This window comes from Nostoc sp. DSM 114161 (genome assembly GCF_052692665.1).
In genome coordinates, this window is the sequence record NZ_CP195141.1 from 2,630,962 (window position 1) to 2,646,840 (window position 15,879).

Annotated in this window: 18 protein-coding genes; 14 read left to right on the top strand and 4 right to left on the bottom strand. The window is 41.4% G+C overall.

The features are described 5' to 3' along the window. Nucleotides 1-460 precede the first annotated feature (460 nt). The 6 genes from NSTC745_RS11435 (at nucleotide 461) to NSTC745_RS11460 (ending at nucleotide 6,267) form a co-directional block, all read left to right on the top strand. Nucleotides 461-1,417 carry an RNA polymerase sigma factor, RpoD/SigA family gene (locus NSTC745_RS11435; protein WP_096541279.1) on the top strand — a complete coding sequence of 319 codons (957 nt, stop codon included), beginning with the start codon at nucleotides 461-463 and terminating at the stop codon, nucleotides 1,415-1,417. Nucleotides 1,418-1,725: 308 nt separating this feature from the next. Beyond that, complete coding sequence (locus NSTC745_RS11440) at nucleotides 1,726-2,070, top strand: DUF760 domain-containing protein (RefSeq protein ID WP_096541283.1); 345 nt, start codon at nucleotides 1,726-1,728, stop codon at nucleotides 2,068-2,070. Nucleotides 2,071-2,740: 670 nt separating this feature from the next. After that, nucleotides 2,741-3,178, top strand: a complete 438-nt coding sequence (mutT, locus tag NSTC745_RS11445) for an 8-oxo-dGTP diphosphatase MutT (protein ID WP_445637239.1) — start codon at nucleotides 2,741-2,743, stop codon at nucleotides 3,176-3,178. A 296-nt stretch (nucleotides 3,179-3,474) separates the two neighbouring features. Then, nucleotides 3,475-3,939, top strand: a complete 465-nt coding sequence (locus NSTC745_RS11450; RefSeq protein ID WP_445637240.1) for a CBS domain-containing protein — start codon at nucleotides 3,475-3,477, stop codon at nucleotides 3,937-3,939. Nucleotides 3,940-4,224: 285 nt separating this feature from the next. Then, nucleotides 4,225-4,890 (top strand): phycobilisome degradation protein NblB, encoded by a 666-nt coding sequence (gene nblB, locus NSTC745_RS11455; RefSeq protein WP_445637241.1) that lies wholly within the window; start codon nucleotides 4,225-4,227, stop codon nucleotides 4,888-4,890. A 648-nt stretch (nucleotides 4,891-5,538) separates the two neighbouring features. Continuing rightward, nucleotides 5,539-6,267: an LEVG family PEP-CTERM protein gene (locus tag NSTC745_RS11460; RefSeq protein WP_445637242.1), complete on the top strand. Its 729-nt coding sequence runs from the start codon at nucleotides 5,539-5,541 to the stop codon at nucleotides 6,265-6,267. 223 nt (nucleotides 6,268-6,490) lie between these two features. On the opposite strand, the gene NSTC745_RS11465 is transcribed toward NSTC745_RS11460, so the two are convergent. After that, nucleotides 6,491-7,009 (bottom strand): DUF456 domain-containing protein, encoded by a 519-nt coding sequence (locus tag NSTC745_RS11465; protein ID WP_445637243.1) that lies wholly within the window; start codon nucleotides 7,007-7,009, stop codon nucleotides 6,491-6,493. Nucleotides 7,010-7,273: 264 nt separating this feature from the next. On the opposite strand from NSTC745_RS11465, the gene NSTC745_RS11470 reads away from it, so the two are divergent. Beyond that, the gene (locus tag NSTC745_RS11470) at nucleotides 7,274-8,179 is read left to right on the top strand and encodes a M48 family metallopeptidase (RefSeq protein ID WP_445637244.1); all 906 of its coding nucleotides are present in this window, start codon (nucleotides 7,274-7,276) and stop codon (nucleotides 8,177-8,179) included. Between the two features lie 193 nt (nucleotides 8,180-8,372). Here the strand turns inward: NSTC745_RS11470 and NSTC745_RS11475 are convergent, their stop codons facing one another. Both NSTC745_RS11475 and rpaB read right to left on the bottom strand, forming a co-directional pair. Then, on the bottom strand, nucleotides 8,373-9,014 hold the full coding sequence (locus NSTC745_RS11475) for a cofactor assembly of complex C subunit B (protein WP_445637245.1): 642 nt from the start codon (nucleotides 9,012-9,014) through the stop codon (nucleotides 8,373-8,375). A gap of 105 nt (nucleotides 9,015-9,119) precedes the next feature. After that, complete coding sequence (rpaB, locus tag NSTC745_RS11480; RefSeq protein ID WP_096542480.1) at nucleotides 9,120-9,848, bottom strand: response regulator transcription factor RpaB; 729 nt, start codon at nucleotides 9,846-9,848, stop codon at nucleotides 9,120-9,122. A 170-nt stretch (nucleotides 9,849-10,018) separates the two neighbouring features. On the opposite strand from rpaB, the gene radA reads away from it, so the two are divergent. The 3 genes from radA (at nucleotide 10,019) to NSTC745_RS11495 (ending at nucleotide 12,910) form a co-directional block, all read left to right on the top strand. Continuing rightward, nucleotides 10,019-11,545 (top strand): DNA repair protein RadA, encoded by a 1,527-nt coding sequence (radA, locus tag NSTC745_RS11485; RefSeq protein ID WP_445637246.1) that lies wholly within the window; start codon nucleotides 10,019-10,021, stop codon nucleotides 11,543-11,545. A gap of 87 nt (nucleotides 11,546-11,632) precedes the next feature. Beyond that, nucleotides 11,633-12,361 carry a Uma2 family endonuclease gene (locus tag NSTC745_RS11490; RefSeq protein ID WP_445637247.1) on the top strand — a complete coding sequence of 243 codons (729 nt, stop codon included), beginning with the start codon at nucleotides 11,633-11,635 and terminating at the stop codon, nucleotides 12,359-12,361. Nucleotides 12,362-12,634: 273 nt separating this feature from the next. Further along, nucleotides 12,635-12,910 carry a hypothetical protein gene (locus NSTC745_RS11495; protein ID WP_445637248.1) on the top strand — a complete coding sequence of 92 codons (276 nt, stop codon included), beginning with the start codon at nucleotides 12,635-12,637 and terminating at the stop codon, nucleotides 12,908-12,910. A gap of 63 nt (nucleotides 12,911-12,973) precedes the next feature. Here the strand turns inward: NSTC745_RS11495 and NSTC745_RS11500 are convergent, their stop codons facing one another. Then, entirely contained in the window at nucleotides 12,974-13,300 is a 327-nt protein-coding gene (locus NSTC745_RS11500; RefSeq protein WP_445637249.1) for a hypothetical protein, read from the bottom strand. 131 nt (nucleotides 13,301-13,431) lie between these two features. Between NSTC745_RS11500 and NSTC745_RS11505 the strand changes: the two genes are divergently transcribed. Genes NSTC745_RS11505 through NSTC745_RS11520 form a run of 4 tightly spaced genes read left to right on the top strand, consistent with a single transcriptional unit; the run spans nucleotide 13,432 to nucleotide 15,848 of the window. Continuing rightward, nucleotides 13,432-14,997 (top strand): protein kinase domain-containing protein, encoded by a 1,566-nt coding sequence (locus NSTC745_RS11505; protein ID WP_445637250.1) that lies wholly within the window; start codon nucleotides 13,432-13,434, stop codon nucleotides 14,995-14,997. 54 nt (nucleotides 14,998-15,051) lie between these two features. Then, nucleotides 15,052-15,273, top strand: a complete 222-nt coding sequence (locus NSTC745_RS11510) for a hypothetical protein (protein ID WP_445637251.1) — start codon at nucleotides 15,052-15,054, stop codon at nucleotides 15,271-15,273. A gap of 3 nt (nucleotides 15,274-15,276) precedes the next feature. Next, nucleotides 15,277-15,609, top strand: coding sequence for a type II toxin-antitoxin system PemK/MazF family toxin (locus NSTC745_RS11515; RefSeq protein WP_445637252.1), 333 nt, complete (start codon nucleotides 15,277-15,279; stop codon nucleotides 15,607-15,609). Continuing rightward, nucleotides 15,609-15,848 (top strand): DUF2283 domain-containing protein, encoded by a 240-nt coding sequence (locus NSTC745_RS11520; protein ID WP_445637253.1) that lies wholly within the window; start codon nucleotides 15,609-15,611, stop codon nucleotides 15,846-15,848. The genes NSTC745_RS11515 and NSTC745_RS11520 overlap by 1 nt, the downstream gene beginning before the upstream one ends. Nucleotides 15,849-15,879: the final 31 nt, after the last annotated feature.

The following is a 15,879-nucleotide window of genomic DNA, read 5'->3' on the forward strand; positions in this document are numbered from 1 at the left end:
AACTTAAACAATCCTTATAAGAGAATGACTATAGTTCTCATTGAGATATTTTAACAAATATGAGGAAGTTTCTTTGAGCCAGATAAGTAGTGAAATCGCCTTTTAAGGTTTATTAAAAGGAAAAAGGCTACTGCATAAACTGTAACAACAAGGAAATTTATTCAGGTATATAGCCAAAACCTTATCAGAAAGGTTACAATTGTTAATATTAATCTAATAGAAGAATGTTTAAGAAATTACCTTTTATCTAACTGTAGATACTTGTGCAGAGTAGGAAATAACTGTAACTTTTAGCAGTTAAGAAGCTCAATTTTGATTATTTATGAGCAGCCGAATTTATCGGGCGCGTAAGTTGCAAAGCATAAGTATGGGTTCCCAGTCAGACTGGCTAGTACCCATAAAGAGCATCTATCCCTGAATGACCCTACCATCAAACCCATCATCACCAAAGAGTAGCGCCATGAAGACCGCTCAGACAGCCACAGACCTCGTGCGGACTTACCTGCGTGAGATTGGCCGTGTGCCACTCTTAACCCACGAGGAAGAGATTTTCTATGGTAAGCAGGTGCAACGTTCAACGGCTTTGCACGAATCGCGGGAAAGTCTTGCCAACCAGTTAGGTCGCGAACCAACTCTAGAAGAGTGGGCAAAAGCGGCACAATTAGAACCAGAAGAGTTGAACGAAGCGATCGCTGATGGTGAAATTGCCAAGCGCAAGATGGTAGAAGCCAATTTGCGGCTGGTGGTCTCCGTTGCCAAAAAGTACATCAAGCGCAACGTCGATTTACTGGACTTGATCCAAGAAGGTAGTATTGGAATGCAACGTGGTGTGGAAAAGTTTGACCCCACGAAAGGCTATAGATTTTCTACCTATGCCTATTGGTGGATTCGCCAAGCTATCACCCGTGCCATAGCAGAAAAAGCTCGTACCATTCGGCTGCCTATCCACATAACTGAAAAATTAAATAAAATTAAAAAAGCACAGCGGCAATTGTCTCAAAAATTGGGACGCGCTCCCACAGCAGGTGAGCTAGCTCAAGAATTGGAATTGACGCCAAAGCAAGTGCGAGAATATCTAGAAAAGGCGCGTTTGCCTCTTTCCTTGGATTTGCGGTTAGGTGACAACTACGACACCGAACTCGGAGAAATGCTCGAAGATCCAGGAGCTTCTCCAGAAGAATTTGTGATGCAATCTTCTCTATCTTATGACTTAGAGCGCCTCATGGGCGATCTCACGCCACAACAAAGGGAAGTAATCACACTACGCTTTGGGTTAACTGACGGCCAAGCACTGACTCTGGCAAGAATCGGTGAAATCCTCAACATTAGCCGGGAACGAGTCCGGCAAATTGAACGGGAAGCTTTGACCAAACTTCGCAAATCTAAAGCCAACATGGATGAATATTTGGCAAGTTAGTCACATTAGTCATTAGTCATTAGTCATCAGTCATTGGGAGTGTTGGCTGATGACTTTTGAGTGTCGATCCTCAGAGTTCTTCTCGTTTGTCTCCCCATCTCCCCATACCCAACGCCCCATGACTACTGACTAATTGGTGAGAAAATACGCTGCTTTTGGTACGGTTACGCCCACTTTCAACAGCAAAAGAGCCTGTTACATTATTTAACAGGAAGACTAAATAGTCAGGTCTCAGAGAAATCCCCAAAATGCATTTAGTCTCCAAATACGAACACCCTAGCTAAAAATCGTAGTCAAGGAGATAGAAAATGAATAATCCATCTAATCGCGTCTCAGAATTTTTCAATGGTGAATCAGAAACTAGCGATTTGCTTTGGCAATACGTCAAGTCCTTGAGTCCTGAGACAGTTACTCAGTTATCTAAACCCAGTTCTCCTGAAGTTTTTCAGGTGATGGAACGTAACATTACAGGATTGTTGGGAAACTTACCTTCAGAACATTTTGGAGTGACTGTAACTACTAGTCGGGAAAGCCTTGGTCGGCTTTTGGCCTCTGCGATGATTAGCGGTTATTTCTTGCGTAACGCCGAGCAGAGAATGAATTTTGAAATCGCCCTCCAAGGAACTGAAACCAACAACAGCGAAATTGACTAAAAATATTAGAACAGAATTCAGAAGTTCAGAAATAGGTAGTAAAACAGGTTTCTGACTTGGCTTTGAGACAAATGCTTGTGTAATTCACTTTAGTTATAATTCGCTGTAAAATTTAGGAAGTTTAATATCATTGGGCTGAAGTCGCTCAGAGTCATGGTTATACCAGTAGGGAAATAGCCATCTGCGAAGTAATTATGTAAAGTTCCCAATCATGTATCACAGAAATATTTGACAAGAACCAAAAGACAAGCGAATTTGGATTGAAATTAATGCCCAAAGAGTGCAGAATATTTGAATTTGCTTTTCTCCAAGCCTACGTAATTTGGGAATTAGTCAAATCAGAGGCGCATTTTTAAATGAATAATAAAAACGTGTGGATAAACAAACAGCGATAAATATACAAACTCGGCAGGGTTAAAAGTAGTCTGCCGAGTTTTGTTATGCGGTATTGGGCAAACAGGGCATGGGGCAAGCAGGAAGTGTGGGAGGGGTGGGAGGTGTGGGAGGATGGGGAAGAAATCTTTCCCCCCACACTTCCCACACTTCCCCATCTCCCCTGCTCCCCTGCTCTCCCTCGCTCGTGTGCCCCTCGTTTCCTTTGTTCCCCATTCCATACAGACAAGGGTTAACCCTTATCTGTAGCCATTCCCCACTCCTAGTTCCATAAACCATGAGCCAAAGCAGTTCTTTCCCACCTCATAAAATTATTGGTGTTGCCGTAATTTGGAATGACCAAAAACAAATTTTAATTGACCGCCGTCGTCCAGAAGGAATGATGGGTAGTTTATGGGAATTTCCTGGTGGTAAGATTGAGCTTGGTGAAACTATCCAAGAATGTATTCAACGGGAAATAAAAGAAGAATTGGGGATAGCGATCGAAGTGGGAGAACATCTAATCACTGTCGATCATACCTACACAAATTTGCGCGTTACTCTTACAGTACATCAGTGCCGTTATGTTGCGGGTGTTCCCCAGCCTTTGGAATGCGATGAGATTCGCTGGGTAAGCTTGGAAGAACTCGAAAACTTTAGTTTTCCGAAAGCAAATATTCAAATTATTGATGCTCTCAAGGGCAGTGGGGGAGCACGGAAGGCAGGAGAGGAGTGAGGAGAGAGCAGGGGGAGCAGGGGAGGCAGGGGGGCAGGGGAAAAGGTTAAAGGTTAAAGGGACAAGGAATAAATTTAGTCTTTCCCCTTTTCCCTTTACCCCTTTCCCTTTCCCCATACCCCATGCCCCATACCCAATGACCAATTACCAATGACTAATGACTAATGACCAATGACTAATGATTATGACCGATGCCTTATTCCCAATCCAGTAACAATCTATTAATTGCATCAGGTTGAGTCCCGCAATTTTCTACAATAATCGGAGGGACTTTGATAAATGGTGTCAGTAAACAAATGCCTAAAACCGTTGCCGACGTTATGAGCCGCGATCCGATTGTGGTTCAGGCACAAACTCCACTCAAGGAAGCTATCCAAATTCTCGCAGAACGCCACATCAGTGGGCTACCTGTTGTGGATGAGGGCGGTAAGTTAGTGGGCATTATTTCAGAAACCGATTTGATGTGGCAAGAAACTGGTGTAACTCCACCTGCATACATCATGTTTCTTGATAGTGTCATATATTTGAAAAACCCTGCTACCTACGAACGTGATTTGCATAAAGCGTTAGGGCAAACCGTTGGAGAAGTGATGAGTACAAACCCCATCACTATTTCCCCTGAGAAAACTTTAAAGGAAGCTGCTACATTGATGCACGATCGCAGCGTTCACCGCTTGCCAGTACTTGACAGCACAGGTCAAGTAATTGGTATCCTCACTCGTGGTGATATTATTCGGGCAATGGCAGCAAGTCAAGATTAGTCAATGGGCATTGGGCATTGGGCACTTGTACTGAGCGACTTGTGCCGAGCCTGTCCTGAGCGTAGGCGTACCCCTACAATACGAGCAAGCTAGCAAGAGCGTCTTGTAGAGAAGGGTGAAGTCGAGGTAAGTCGTTGGTGCAGCCTCTCGCAGAGAAGTATTGGGCATTGGTGGTTATCTATTACCCATTACTATGTCCCTCATCTACCCTTGTTTGTTTGTCACTTTGTTCTCTTCATTCACCCTTGACTCTTTTTTATACGTTTGAAAATCAAGGATAATAAAATGAGTATTAATCCAGAGTCTGTTAAAGAACTGCTTAGTTCTGAGGATGTAGGCGATCGCTTGCGTGCAGTAAATCAAATCCGTCAATTAGAACAAGCCATCGGTTTTGAATTGATTCAAACTGCTATTGCCGATCGCAACGCCCGTGTTCGGTACTCGGCAGTGAGTCAAATGGATACACTGGGAAAAGAGGATTTACAGTTATCTTTGAAAATTTTACGCGATCGCTTGCTTAATGACCCCGAAGTAGATGTGCAAGCAGCAGCCGCAGATTGCTTGGGCGCTCTGAAATTAAGTGAAGCTCTGGAAGACTTAGAGAAAGTTTACAATACAACTGATGAATGGCTAGTACAATTCAGTATCATTGCTACACTCGGAGAGTTAGGCGATCCACGCGGTTTTGAACTACTCAAACAGGCGCTCTCTTCAGACAATGAATTAGTCCAAACTGCGGCTATTAGTTCTTTAGGCGAGTTGGGAAATATAGAAGCAGTTCCCCTTTTAGCTCCTTTTGCTAGCAATCCAGATTCGCAAATCCGTTACAGACTTGTACAAGCCTTGATTCATTTGGGTAGTCCAGAAGCTAAATCTATATTAGAAACTCTGGTAAATGATGATGTAGAAACGATCGCTACTGAAGCTAGAAAATATTTGCAATCAGCTTAAGCTTATAAGCTTCTCCAGATTTAAATTGCATAAAGCGTGAAGTACGCAAACTTTGTCTAAAAGCGGCGTAATCAGCTTGTTTTACCCCTAGATTCGGAATTTTGTTGTAAAATAGCCTCTTTTTGAAGTAAGTTTCCATACTCGTAAAAACCTCTTCTACTACGAAGAGGTTTTTATTTTTCACAAGACGCGCGAGAAAAAGCACTGTTATGAGAAACTTTTACAGCTAATTGTTGGTGAGGTACAGTTCGCGTAGTAGGGGCGCACAGCTTGGTGCCAGCTTATAGCGGTTTTCAATTGAATGGAATATACCGAAAGAAAATCAAATCATTGTAGGGGTGCACAGCTGTGCGCCCCTACCCATTTGCTTCATTTACCTGAAAAACGCTGTATTTCTCAGTGACGAGAGAGTTAACAATTAAGCAACAGTATATTTAAGTAATATCTTTATAAAAAGGTATAATAAATGACTTAATAAAACTTTTGTTCTAAAAATATTCATATATAGCGATTTACTAATAAAGATTGTGTGAATTAAGACGCGAGTAGATGCACTTACGTAATTGCCCGGTTAATATACAAATACAGAGAAACAAATGAAAATAAATTTTTCATCTAAAAAATTACTAATCAGAGGAAAAAAGTCTAATGAAAAAGTTAACTATTTTAGCAACAACAATTGCAGCATCTACTATAGGTTTAAATGTAATTGGTAGTATATCTAAAGCTCAAGCTGCTTCTTTAGTTCCTCCAGTAGAAGGGGAAATTAAACTGACAAATGTAGCTTGTTTAACTGGTAGCTGTATTGATACAACTGCTTATGGTTACACAGTCACCAGTCAGAATTACAGTGCAGATTACCTACCAAGTCTATTATTTAGTGATGATAGTTCAACAGTAAATAATTATGGTTTTGGTATTTTCTTCGGCGCACCAGATGCAGGAACTAACACAATCGCAGGTGAAAATTGGTTCCGTCCTGTAGCTAGAAGAACTAACGGTAAACTACCTGAAAATGGTCAATTAGAAGTTGGTCAGTTCAAGTTTGACTTTGCTAGCACAATTAGCGAGTTAGTGCTATCGTTTTTTGATGTGGAAGATACAGGTACTTCTATTCTTAAGGTTAATGGTGTTGCTTACGGAGGAACAATTACTCCAGGAAGTGATGCGAATATCAAAAAAGTTACCTTGACAAATGTCAAATCTTTGGAAGTCAAACTGGGTAATATTGGTGGTAGATTTGCTACTGGTGATGGTGTTCGCTTAGATGTCAACCAAACTGTGCCGGAACCAGGAATCACTATGAGCTTAGGTCTTTTAGGATTAGCAGCTTTGTTTGGTTTACAAAAGCGTAGCAAAAATTCACAAGCAGTGTAATTTTTACCATAGCTGACCTTCAAAGCAAGATAAAAAATTCAAAGAATAATTAATTTTGAATTTTAAATCTTGTATCCAAAAGATTAATGTTTGTGTGTATCTTTTACTATAAAATTCAGCTTTTCACCCTGATACTGAGTAGATAAAATAACTAACCACGCCACTTAGTTATCCTATCTACTCAATTTTCTTATGTGAGTAAATCTGGTGAAATCGATAAATTTTAAGCACCGTAGACCTGAGGCCAAGTTGTAATTATAAATACTGTAACAGATGCGATCGCTAACAACCCTTGAATCAAATTCCCAACCAGTGTACCGACGACAATTCCGATACCTGCTTTAATCGCTAATCCTAATTCACGTCGGTAAAGATACTCACCAATAATTGCTCCCAACAGCGGCCCTAGTAGAATTCCTAACAGCGGACCTCCAAAGGGTAAAGCTGGCAATAATCCCAAAAATCCCACCACTAGGCCGACAACTGCGCCAATTTGTCCCCACTTGCTAGCTCCGGCTTGTCTTGCTCCTACATAACTAGCTAAAAAATCCACACCGACGCTGAGTACTAAAACAATAATTGTCACAATTAATGGAATCTTGATAGCTGCGAAGGAACTGCTAACAATTCCCCAGATGATAATTGCAATTAAAATTAAGCTGGCGCCTGGAATTGCAGGAACTACCGCGCCGATAATCCCCACAACCATTACGGCAATTAATAGCCAATAGGTAATTTGCATAGATAAAATTTGAAATTTCCAACTCAGTTAGTCATTTGTAGGGTAGCATCGCTGTGCTACCCCAAAACGTGTTACATCCAAAAAACAGCATCTAAAAAATGATTAATATAAAGTAAATTTATCGTATTTTCGAGAAAATGCTTGCTCATTCGATCGATATGGTGATATTCCCCTGGACTGCAACCTTAATCAAAGATGCGATTTATACTATTTAAAAAAACTAAACAGCTACTAAAAGCACTTAGCCTTGGGAATTAGAAATCAATGCAGAGAAAAATATTAACTGGACTAAACTCGCAAACTTACGAACACCCTTTCGATCGCAAAGCCTTAGCATCTTTACAAAAGATGCCTGGTGTCTCTCTGCTACTCAAAAAAATAAACGAATACGGTATCGATCGCCTACTCCGCATCCAAAGCCTTGGCAGTAGTATCAAAGTTACCCCTCGGAATTTTCCCCAATTGCATCAAGCATTAGTAGAAACTTGCGAAATTCTCGATGTTAACCTACTTCCCGAACTATATCTGTTCCGAGCCACAGGCCACATTGAAAGCTACATCGTTGGAGTCGAAAAACCTCTTATTAGTATCAATTTAGATGCAATGGAGTGGCTTGATAAAGATGAGTTACTTTATATTTTGGGACATGAAGTTGCTCGGATTAAGAGTCAACATATGGTTTATCACCAAATGGCATTTGTGATGCCGACTTTAAAAAATTTGTTGAGTAGTACTACATTGGGGGTTGGTGGTTTGGTAGCCAGTGGTATGGAATTGGCTTTATATAATTGGCAGATGATGGCTAGATTCACGGCCGATCGCGCTGGTTTGTTGGCTTGTCAGGATATTGATGTCGCAACCACCACACTGATAAAAATTGCAGGTTTACCAGAGGAATACTTGACTACTGCTGTGATTGAAGATTTCTTAACTCAAGCGCGTGAGTTTGCATCTCAGAATCTTGATACTGCCGATCGCGTAACCAAAATATTAAGTTACACAGAATCTGCACTTCCTTGGGTTGTGATGCGAACTGGCGAGTTATTAAAATGGATTGATTCTGGAGATTATGATAATTTACTTCAACAGAAAAATTTCAATACAGCCGAACAAAAACAAGAAAATATACCAGAAGAAACAGAAGGGTGGAATTTTTTAACTTCTTGGTGATTAAATTTTCAAGATAAATTTATCTGGTGGCTATCAAAAAGAGAACATATAAAAATCGAGGTTATTCATATCCCGGACTTCTTTGAGAAGTCCGGGATATTGTTGTTCGTAGCACTAATAGACTTCATGGAACTAATGCTTTTAATACTAGATTTTAAGCAGAAGTTTTTTCTCTTCAAACTTTTCCCAAAATCTAAATTTGGCTAAGAGTAACTGCTAATTTATCAGCAATTCCCGCGATCCATTTTTCATCTTGTTTGGTGTAACTGCGAGGGGCATTCGCTCCTAAAATCAGGACACCTTTATCGCCAATAGGTTGACAAATTACCCCTTGAGTATTTTCAGGTAAATAATCAAATTCAATCTTACCGGGATAAACATTTAGCGCCACTAGATAAATCGGCTTTTGTTTTTCGAGTACCTGTTTTAAGATTGCTCCTGGTACAACCTCAGATTTGACACCTAAAATTCCCCGACGCAACAAAACTTTACCTCGATAAAAAACTACTAGCGATCGCGTTACTGTATTGGTCAACAATAAATGAGATGCCCAAGCTAGTTCAGTTTTCAGGGCTTCTGGTAAGTCTGTTGCTAGTACAAAACCCTCTTCTCCAATTAGCTCTACAGTATCAGGCGATCGCGGCTGTACCTGCTGCCAAATTAAACCCGTCAAAATTAACACCGCACTCAAAATCACACCCAACACATCACCACGCGCTTGAGATTCAGTGAGTTGCGGTGTCAACAAGCGGTTAATTAACAAAAGTACAGCGCCTAGTCCACCTACAACAATGGGTAGACGCCGCAAAACTCGATTGGGATCGGATTTAGTCATTAGTCATTAGTCATTGGTCATTGGTCATTGGGCATGGGGCATCGGCTAAACAGGGCATTAGTCTCTCTCCTTGTCTCCTTGTCTCCTTGTCCCCTTGTCCCCCTCCTACTCTTCCCCTGGTTCAATAATTCGCTGGAAAAGATAACCAGTACCTCTGGCTGTCAATATTAATTCTGGGTTGCTGGGATCGTCTTCTAGTTTTGCCCGCAAACGGGATATATGCACATCTACTACGCGGGTATCTACGTGGCGTTCTGGTGTGTAACCCCAAACTTCCTGCAAAATTTCTGAACGTGAAAAAGCTTCTCCAGAGCGACTGACTAACAACTCTAGTAAGCTAAACTCCATACCTGTCAATCGAATTCGTTCGTCGCCTTTATAGACTTGTCGCTTATTGGTATCGATTTTTATGTTAGCGACATGAATCACGCCAGAACTAGGAATGCCAGTGGCACTGGTTTTGTCTACTCGCCGCAGCACTGACCGAATGCGGGCTTCTAGTTCTTTGGGGGAAAACGGCTTAACTACATAGTCGTCAGCACCTAATTCTAGTCCAGTGATGCGATCGGCTACATCCCCTAAGGCTGTTAGCATAATAATGGGGACATCTGATTCCTTGCGTAATTCTTGACAAACACCGTAGCCATCTAGCTTTGGCATCATTACATCTAAAACTACTAAGTCAGGATCGGCTTTGCGAAAAGTTTCCAAAGCTTCTTCTCCGTCACCAGCTGTCACGACATCGTAGCCAATCATTGAAAGGCGCGTTTCCAAAATCCGGCGAATGCTGGCTTCATCGTCTACTACCAAGATTTTTTCTTTATGACTTTCCAAGTTGCTCAACGCTCCTTCACTTAAAATTTACATGATTAATTTTTAATACCATAATATTAAGATATCATTCCATAAATTGATTTGGAAAAAGCTCTAATTACTACTATGATTGGATTCTAGTATTCTCCAAAACTTAAGTAAATATTAAGATTATTTAATAAGATTTACGAATGGCAAAGCCAAAAAGTTTTTACGTTTGTAACGATTGTGGGGCGGAATCCCCTCAATGGTTTGGTAAGTGTCCAGCCTGTGGTACTTACAATTCTCTAGAAGAACAACTCCTGATCCAATCTTCTGTAGATGTACCTACTCGTGGAGGAGTAAGTGGTTGGCAAGCCGCACCCAATAATGGCAAATCTAATGCTAAAGCTCCAAAGCAGCGGGCTTCACTGACATTTGACCAAATTAGCGATCGCCAAGTCACTCGTTGGGAGTCTGGTTATGGAGAATTAGATCGGGTATTAGGTGGTGGAGTTGTTCCTGGTTCGATGGTGTTAATTGGCGGCGACCCAGGAATTGGAAAATCGACTTTACTACTGCAAGTATCAAATCAGTTGGCGCAAAGATACCGCATCCTTTATATTTCTGGAGAAGAATCAGGACAACAAATCAAATTAAGAGCTTCTCGCTTAGGAGTAGCAAAACCTCTAAGTGTTGTTGGTGATGGCGATGAGCCAGTAACAGAAAACCCTGGGGAATCACAAGCACCGGAAAACGTAGGAGCGGATTTATACGTATTGCCAGAAACAGATTTAGAAGAGATTTTGCGGGAAGTAGATTCACTGAAACCGAATGTAGCTGTAATTGATAGTATTCAAACAGTGTTCTTTCCCGCCTTGACTTCCGCGCCTGGTTCCGTGGCTCAGGTACGTGAATGTACTGCGGCTTTGATGAAGGTGGCAAAGCACGAAGATATTACCATGTTGATTGTCGGACACGTCACCAAAGAAGGAGCGATCGCCGGGCCGAAAGTCTTAGAACATTTAGTAGACACAGTGTTGTATTTTGAAGGCGATCGCTTTGCCTCCCATCGGTTATTACGCACAGTGAAAAATCGCTTTGGGGCAACACATGAAATCGGCATCTTTGAAATGGTGTCACATGGATTGCGGGAAGTTCCCAACCCCTCAGAGTTATTTTTAGGCAATCGTGACGACCCAGCACCGGGTACAGCAATTGTAGTTGCTTGTGAAGGTACTCGCCCCATCGTTGTGGAATTACAAGCCCTTGTTAGTCCCACCAGCTACCCTTCCCCGCGACGTGCAGCCACCGGCATAGACTACAACCGTTTAGTGCAAATTCTCGCCGTCTTAGAAAAACGTGTCGGGATTCCCATGTCGAAATTAGATTCTTATGTTGCTTCGGCTGGCGGATTGAATGTAGAAGAACCAGCAGTAGATTTGGGAATAGCAATTGCTATTGTTGCTAGTTTCCGCGATCGCATCGTTGACCCAGGTACAGTATTGATAGGTGAAGTTGGCTTAGGCGGACAAGTGCGATCGGTTTCTCAAATGGAACTGCGGTTAAAAGAAGCAGCTAAATTGGGATTTAAAAGAGCGATCGTCCCCAAGGGACAAAAATTTCCCGATCTCAACATTGAGATTTTACCAGTCTCTAAAGTAATAGATGCAATTATCGCCGCCATCCCCCATCAAGAACTGACAACCGACGATTTAGAACCCGATGAATATGATTAACAAGACTGGGGACTGAGTATTAACAAAACAGTCCCCAGTCCCCAATTCCCAATCACCAGTCCCCTTTCCATCAAAGGAAACCCCATCATGACAGTCCTCACCCAAGATTACAAAATCACTTGGGAAAAACTCCCCGATGATTACAAACTTCCAGATGACCCAGTGGACAACATCAACCAACCCGCCTTAGCTGCTGCACTTACAGAAAGCCTACAATTAGCCGGAAAAATTCCAGCTAACGCCCTAGCAACAACTAATTACGGCATTTGTGCCACTCTAAATAACAAAATAGTTATTAAAGCCCCTGATTGGGCTTTCATTGCCAAAATTAATGTTAATCGAGAAGAAGTAATCCGCAGTTATACACCTCAATTACAGGGCGACATTCCCATAATTGTGATGGAATTTGTTTCCGATACACAGGAAACAGAATACTCTATCAAAGCGACATATCCCCCAGGAAAATGGTTTTTCTACGAGCGTATTTTAAAAGTACCAAACTACATTATCTTTGAGCCAGAAAGCGGCAGTATCGAAACGTATCGCTTGGACACCACACAAGAGTACATCTTGCAAGAACCCGATGCAAATCAACGCTACTGGATACCAGAAATCAATCTCTACCTTGGAGTGTCGCAAGGCACTCGTGAAAACCGCACAGGGAAGTGGTTACGCTGGTGGGACGAACAAGGAAACCTTCTACCCTGGGGAACAGAATTAGCCGAACAAGAACGTCAACGCACCGAACAAGAACGCCAACGCGCCGAACGACTAGCAGCACAATTGCGGGCTGCGGGAATTGAACCTGAAGATTAGACTTTTTGTAAATAATTAAAGATTGCTAGGTTTAGTTAAAAATTTGCTAAACCTAGCATTTTTTTTAGAGCAATGAAATTTTAAATATCTCGAATTAGACATAATTTATTCTCGTTAAAACTTGGGAATTATTGATAGAAATTTTTGAATTTATAGCTGACAAGTATAAATTTATACATTACCATAAAAGCATGATAAAGGCGATCGCCCAATCCCGCAAAAGATGAATGCGATCGCCCTTATCGGCCCCCTTATCAGGAGATAAATACAATCATGGCACAACCAGAAGATTCCGCCCAGTCAAAGTTAGAACAGTTCTTAGGTGAATATTTAAATACACCTGCTGCCAAAGAATTTACTCAAAGCCCACTTCCTAAAAGAAAACCTATCAAGCATATATTGATAGGTTCTCTTGAAACCGTTACCAGTACCATTCACCATTTGCAAGTAATTGGCTACGCCAGCGTCGGAGATTGGAGTCCACTAGTACCAACTGGGAGTCCAGATCAAGTAATGAGTATTTTAATCCGGCAAATCCCGATCCAATAACCCAAATGTAGAGACGTTGCATTGCAACGTCTCTTTTTCTGAATTCTGAATTCTGAATTTTTATTAATTCCTATCCAATCCTTCTTCCTGGTTTCCTGTTTCATTAGATTTTTGTGCTTCATTAGCAATCATGCCATTGATGTAGCTAACAATTATCGCTAATTCTCCAATTGCTTCCAGTTCAGCAGCTTCTTCTGGTGTTTGAGAATCAGCAGTTTTTTTATCAACAAGTTCTTGCATTCTATCTGACATTTCATCTGTAATTTTAAACAGATAAAGTTTATTGACTTTTTGAAGTTGAATACCATTCTCTAGCCAGGATGAAGGTTTGATTACTAGTGGCGTCATAGGTTGATTACGATTAAATACACTGCTTATTGTAAGTTCCATGAGAATCGCCTTAAGTTTATCTTCCTAAACAACGCCAAGTCAGCTATTCGCTGCTATGTCGAAATATTTGCCAAAAACTGATATTTATGATGTGCCAAAATAAAATATCAGTGAAACTACGGTTTTGACCAATGGTGTGGAATTTTGGGCAGCAGTTGTTTGGTGGACGCTACACAATCGAGAGAAAATTAGGCGAGGGTGGCATAGGCATAACCTATCTGGCAAAAAATCGACGCGGCGAGTTGCGAGTCATCAAAACTCTCAGAGAACAAATCCTGAATCATCCTGACTGGATACCACATCAAGATAAATTACGGTATGACTTCCGAGATGAAGCTTTGCGACTGGCTTTGTGTCGCCATCCTCATATTGTGCAGGTAGAAAACGTTTTTGATGAAGGTAATTTTCCCTGCATGGTGATGGAGTATATCGAAGGTGAAGATTTGGGAAAGCGAATAACCGAAAAAGGGGCGTTATCAGAAGCCGAAGCACTGCAATATATTAGGCAAATTGGTGAAGCTTTGACACTGGTTCACGACAAAGGCTTACTGCATCGGGATTTAAAGCCGGGTAATATTATGATGCGTGCGGGTAAACCAGAGGCAGTGTTAATTGACTTTGCTATTGCTAGACAATTTATTTCCGGTGCAGTTTTACAGCATACAGAGAGTGTTACTCATGGTTATGCGCCACCAGAACAGTATATACCTAATGCCGAACGGGGAGAATATATTGATGTTTACGCCTTAGCCGCCACGTTATATTCTTTGCTGACTGGACAGTTGCCTATGCCAGTACCAGTTAGACTGCAAAATTTTACCCTAAAACCGCCTAAAGAATTGAATTCGAGTGTGGGCGATCGCGTCAATGAGGCAATTATGAAGGGGATGGCGTTAAATTACAAGTTTCGCCCCCAGCCAGTACAGGAGTGGTTGGATTTGTTGAGAATACGAAATAACTGGGAATGTGCCCACATCATAGGTATTTCTGAAATCATAGCTCTCAGCCCCAAGGGAGATATCTTAGCAAGTGTAGTAAGTCAAGTTATTAAGTTATTTTCATCAACTACAGGTCAACTTATCCGCACCCTGAGTGGTCATTCCAGTGGGGTTAATTCCATCGCCATCAGTAGTGACGGGCAAATGTTGGCTAGTGGTAGTTGGGACAAGACTATCAAACTGTGGAATCTGGCAACAGGCTCAGAAATTTGCACCCTGAGTGGTCATTCCGACTCGGTTAATTCCGTCGCCATCAGTAGTGATGGGCGAATGTTGGCTAGTGGTAGTTGGGACAAGACTATCAAACTGTGGAATCTGGCAACAGGCTCAGAAATTTGCACCCTGAGTGGTCATTCCGACTCGGTTAATTCCGTCGCCATCAGTAGTGATGGACAAATGTTGGCTAGTGGTAGTGGCGACAAGACTATCAAACTGTGGAATCTGGCAACAGGCTCAGAAATTCACACCCTAAGTGGTCATTCCAGTTGGGTTATTTCCGTCGCCATTAGTAGTGATGGGCAAATGTTGGCTAGTGGTAGTGGCAACAAGACTATCAAACTGTGGAATCTGGCAACAGGTAAAGAAATTTACACCCTCAGTCATTTCGACTCAATTAAATCCGTCGCCTTTAGCCCCGATGACAATTGGCTTGCTGCTGGAGACGATAGCGGAAATATCAAAATTTGGCAACGCAGCTAGTTGTAGAATAACAGCGTCACAATAATATTAGAACTAGCAGGCGATCGAAACAACATGAAAGCATACGAATTTCCAGCGAATGTCACTACCGAAGGCAAAATAGAATTACCAGATGCGATTTTGCAACAGTTAGTAAATAATCAGCAGGTAAAAGTAATTATTCTCGTCAATGAACCCACAGAAGAAGAACAAGAAGAAGCAGCTTGGCATCGTCTTGTATCTGAGCAATTATTAAAAGGTTACAGCGAAGATGATGCTATCTACGACACGATTTAAGCAATGCAAAATTATCAATCTGGCTCAGTTCTTTTACTCAAATTGCCTTTTTCTGATGCAGTAACATTCAAACTGCGTCCGGTATTATTGCTTTTAGATACAGGAGATGATGATGTTATTGTGGCGCGGATTACCAGTCAAATAACTCAAACTGCTTTTGATGTTGAAATTATCGAATGGCAGCAGGCAGGCTTAATGCGTCCGTCGGTAGTTAGATTGCATAAGATAAACACAGTAGAAAAGCGTCTATTAGAACGTCAATTAGGAACTTTACAACCAAATGATTGGGAAAAAGTGCGTCAGCAGATCCAGCAAATATGGTATTCCATTGAATAATGAAAATTACCTACGACCCAAGATACAACATAGCTTATATCTATATCCAAGAAAAAACTGCACAAGTAGAAACAATTCAAGTCAGCGAAGAAATGAATGTAGATATTGCTCCTGATGGCACAATTTCTGGAATTGAATTGCTCAATGCTAACCAGCAATTAGGTGCTGATGAACAGGGGAAATTAATCGTAGTCAATGAAGCATTAGGAGAATCTGCCGAAATTAAACTGTTGCTGTAGTGTTAATAAATCAAAATAGTATTAGAACTAG

Excerpts from the sequence above, each read along its gene's own strand:
- NSTC745_RS11460 (WP_445637242.1), top strand. The coding sequence starts at position 5,539 with ATGAAAAAGTTAACTATTTTAGCAACAACAATTGCAGCATCTACTATA.
- NSTC745_RS11470 (WP_445637244.1), top strand. The coding sequence starts at position 7,274 with ATGCAGAGAAAAATATTAACTGGACTAAACTCGCAAACTTACGAACAC.
- NSTC745_RS11505 (WP_445637250.1), top strand. The coding sequence starts at position 13,432 with ATGGTGTGGAATTTTGGGCAGCAGTTGTTTGGTGGACGCTACACAATC.
- NSTC745_RS11510 (WP_445637251.1), top strand. The coding sequence starts at position 15,052 with ATGAAAGCATACGAATTTCCAGCGAATGTCACTACCGAAGGCAAAATA.
- nblB (WP_445637241.1), top strand. The coding sequence starts at position 4,225 with ATGAGTATTAATCCAGAGTCTGTTAAAGAACTGCTTAGTTCTGAGGAT.
- NSTC745_RS11520 (WP_445637253.1), top strand. The coding sequence starts at position 15,609 with ATGAAAATTACCTACGACCCAAGATACAACATAGCTTATATCTATATC.
- radA (WP_445637246.1), top strand. The coding sequence starts at position 10,019 with ATGGCAAAGCCAAAAAGTTTTTACGTTTGTAACGATTGTGGGGCGGAA.
- NSTC745_RS11465 (WP_445637243.1), bottom strand. The coding sequence starts at position 7,009 with ATGCAAATTACCTATTGGCTATTAATTGCCGTAATGGTTGTGGGGATT.
- NSTC745_RS11490 (WP_445637247.1), top strand. The coding sequence starts at position 11,633 with ATGACAGTCCTCACCCAAGATTACAAAATCACTTGGGAAAAACTCCCC.
- NSTC745_RS11515 (WP_445637252.1), top strand. The coding sequence starts at position 15,277 with ATGCAAAATTATCAATCTGGCTCAGTTCTTTTACTCAAATTGCCTTTT.
- NSTC745_RS11440 (WP_096541283.1), top strand. The coding sequence starts at position 1,726 with ATGAATAATCCATCTAATCGCGTCTCAGAATTTTTCAATGGTGAATCA.
- NSTC745_RS11450 (WP_445637240.1), top strand. The coding sequence starts at position 3,475 with ATGCCTAAAACCGTTGCCGACGTTATGAGCCGCGATCCGATTGTGGTT.
- NSTC745_RS11495 (WP_445637248.1), top strand. The coding sequence starts at position 12,635 with ATGGCACAACCAGAAGATTCCGCCCAGTCAAAGTTAGAACAGTTCTTA.
- NSTC745_RS11475 (WP_445637245.1), bottom strand. The coding sequence starts at position 9,014 with ATGACTAAATCCGATCCCAATCGAGTTTTGCGGCGTCTACCCATTGTT.
- mutT (WP_445637239.1), top strand. The coding sequence starts at position 2,741 with ATGAGCCAAAGCAGTTCTTTCCCACCTCATAAAATTATTGGTGTTGCC.
- NSTC745_RS11500 (WP_445637249.1), bottom strand. The coding sequence starts at position 13,300 with ATGGAACTTACAATAAGCAGTGTATTTAATCGTAATCAACCTATGACG.
- NSTC745_RS11435 (WP_096541279.1), top strand. The coding sequence starts at position 461 with ATGAAGACCGCTCAGACAGCCACAGACCTCGTGCGGACTTACCTGCGT.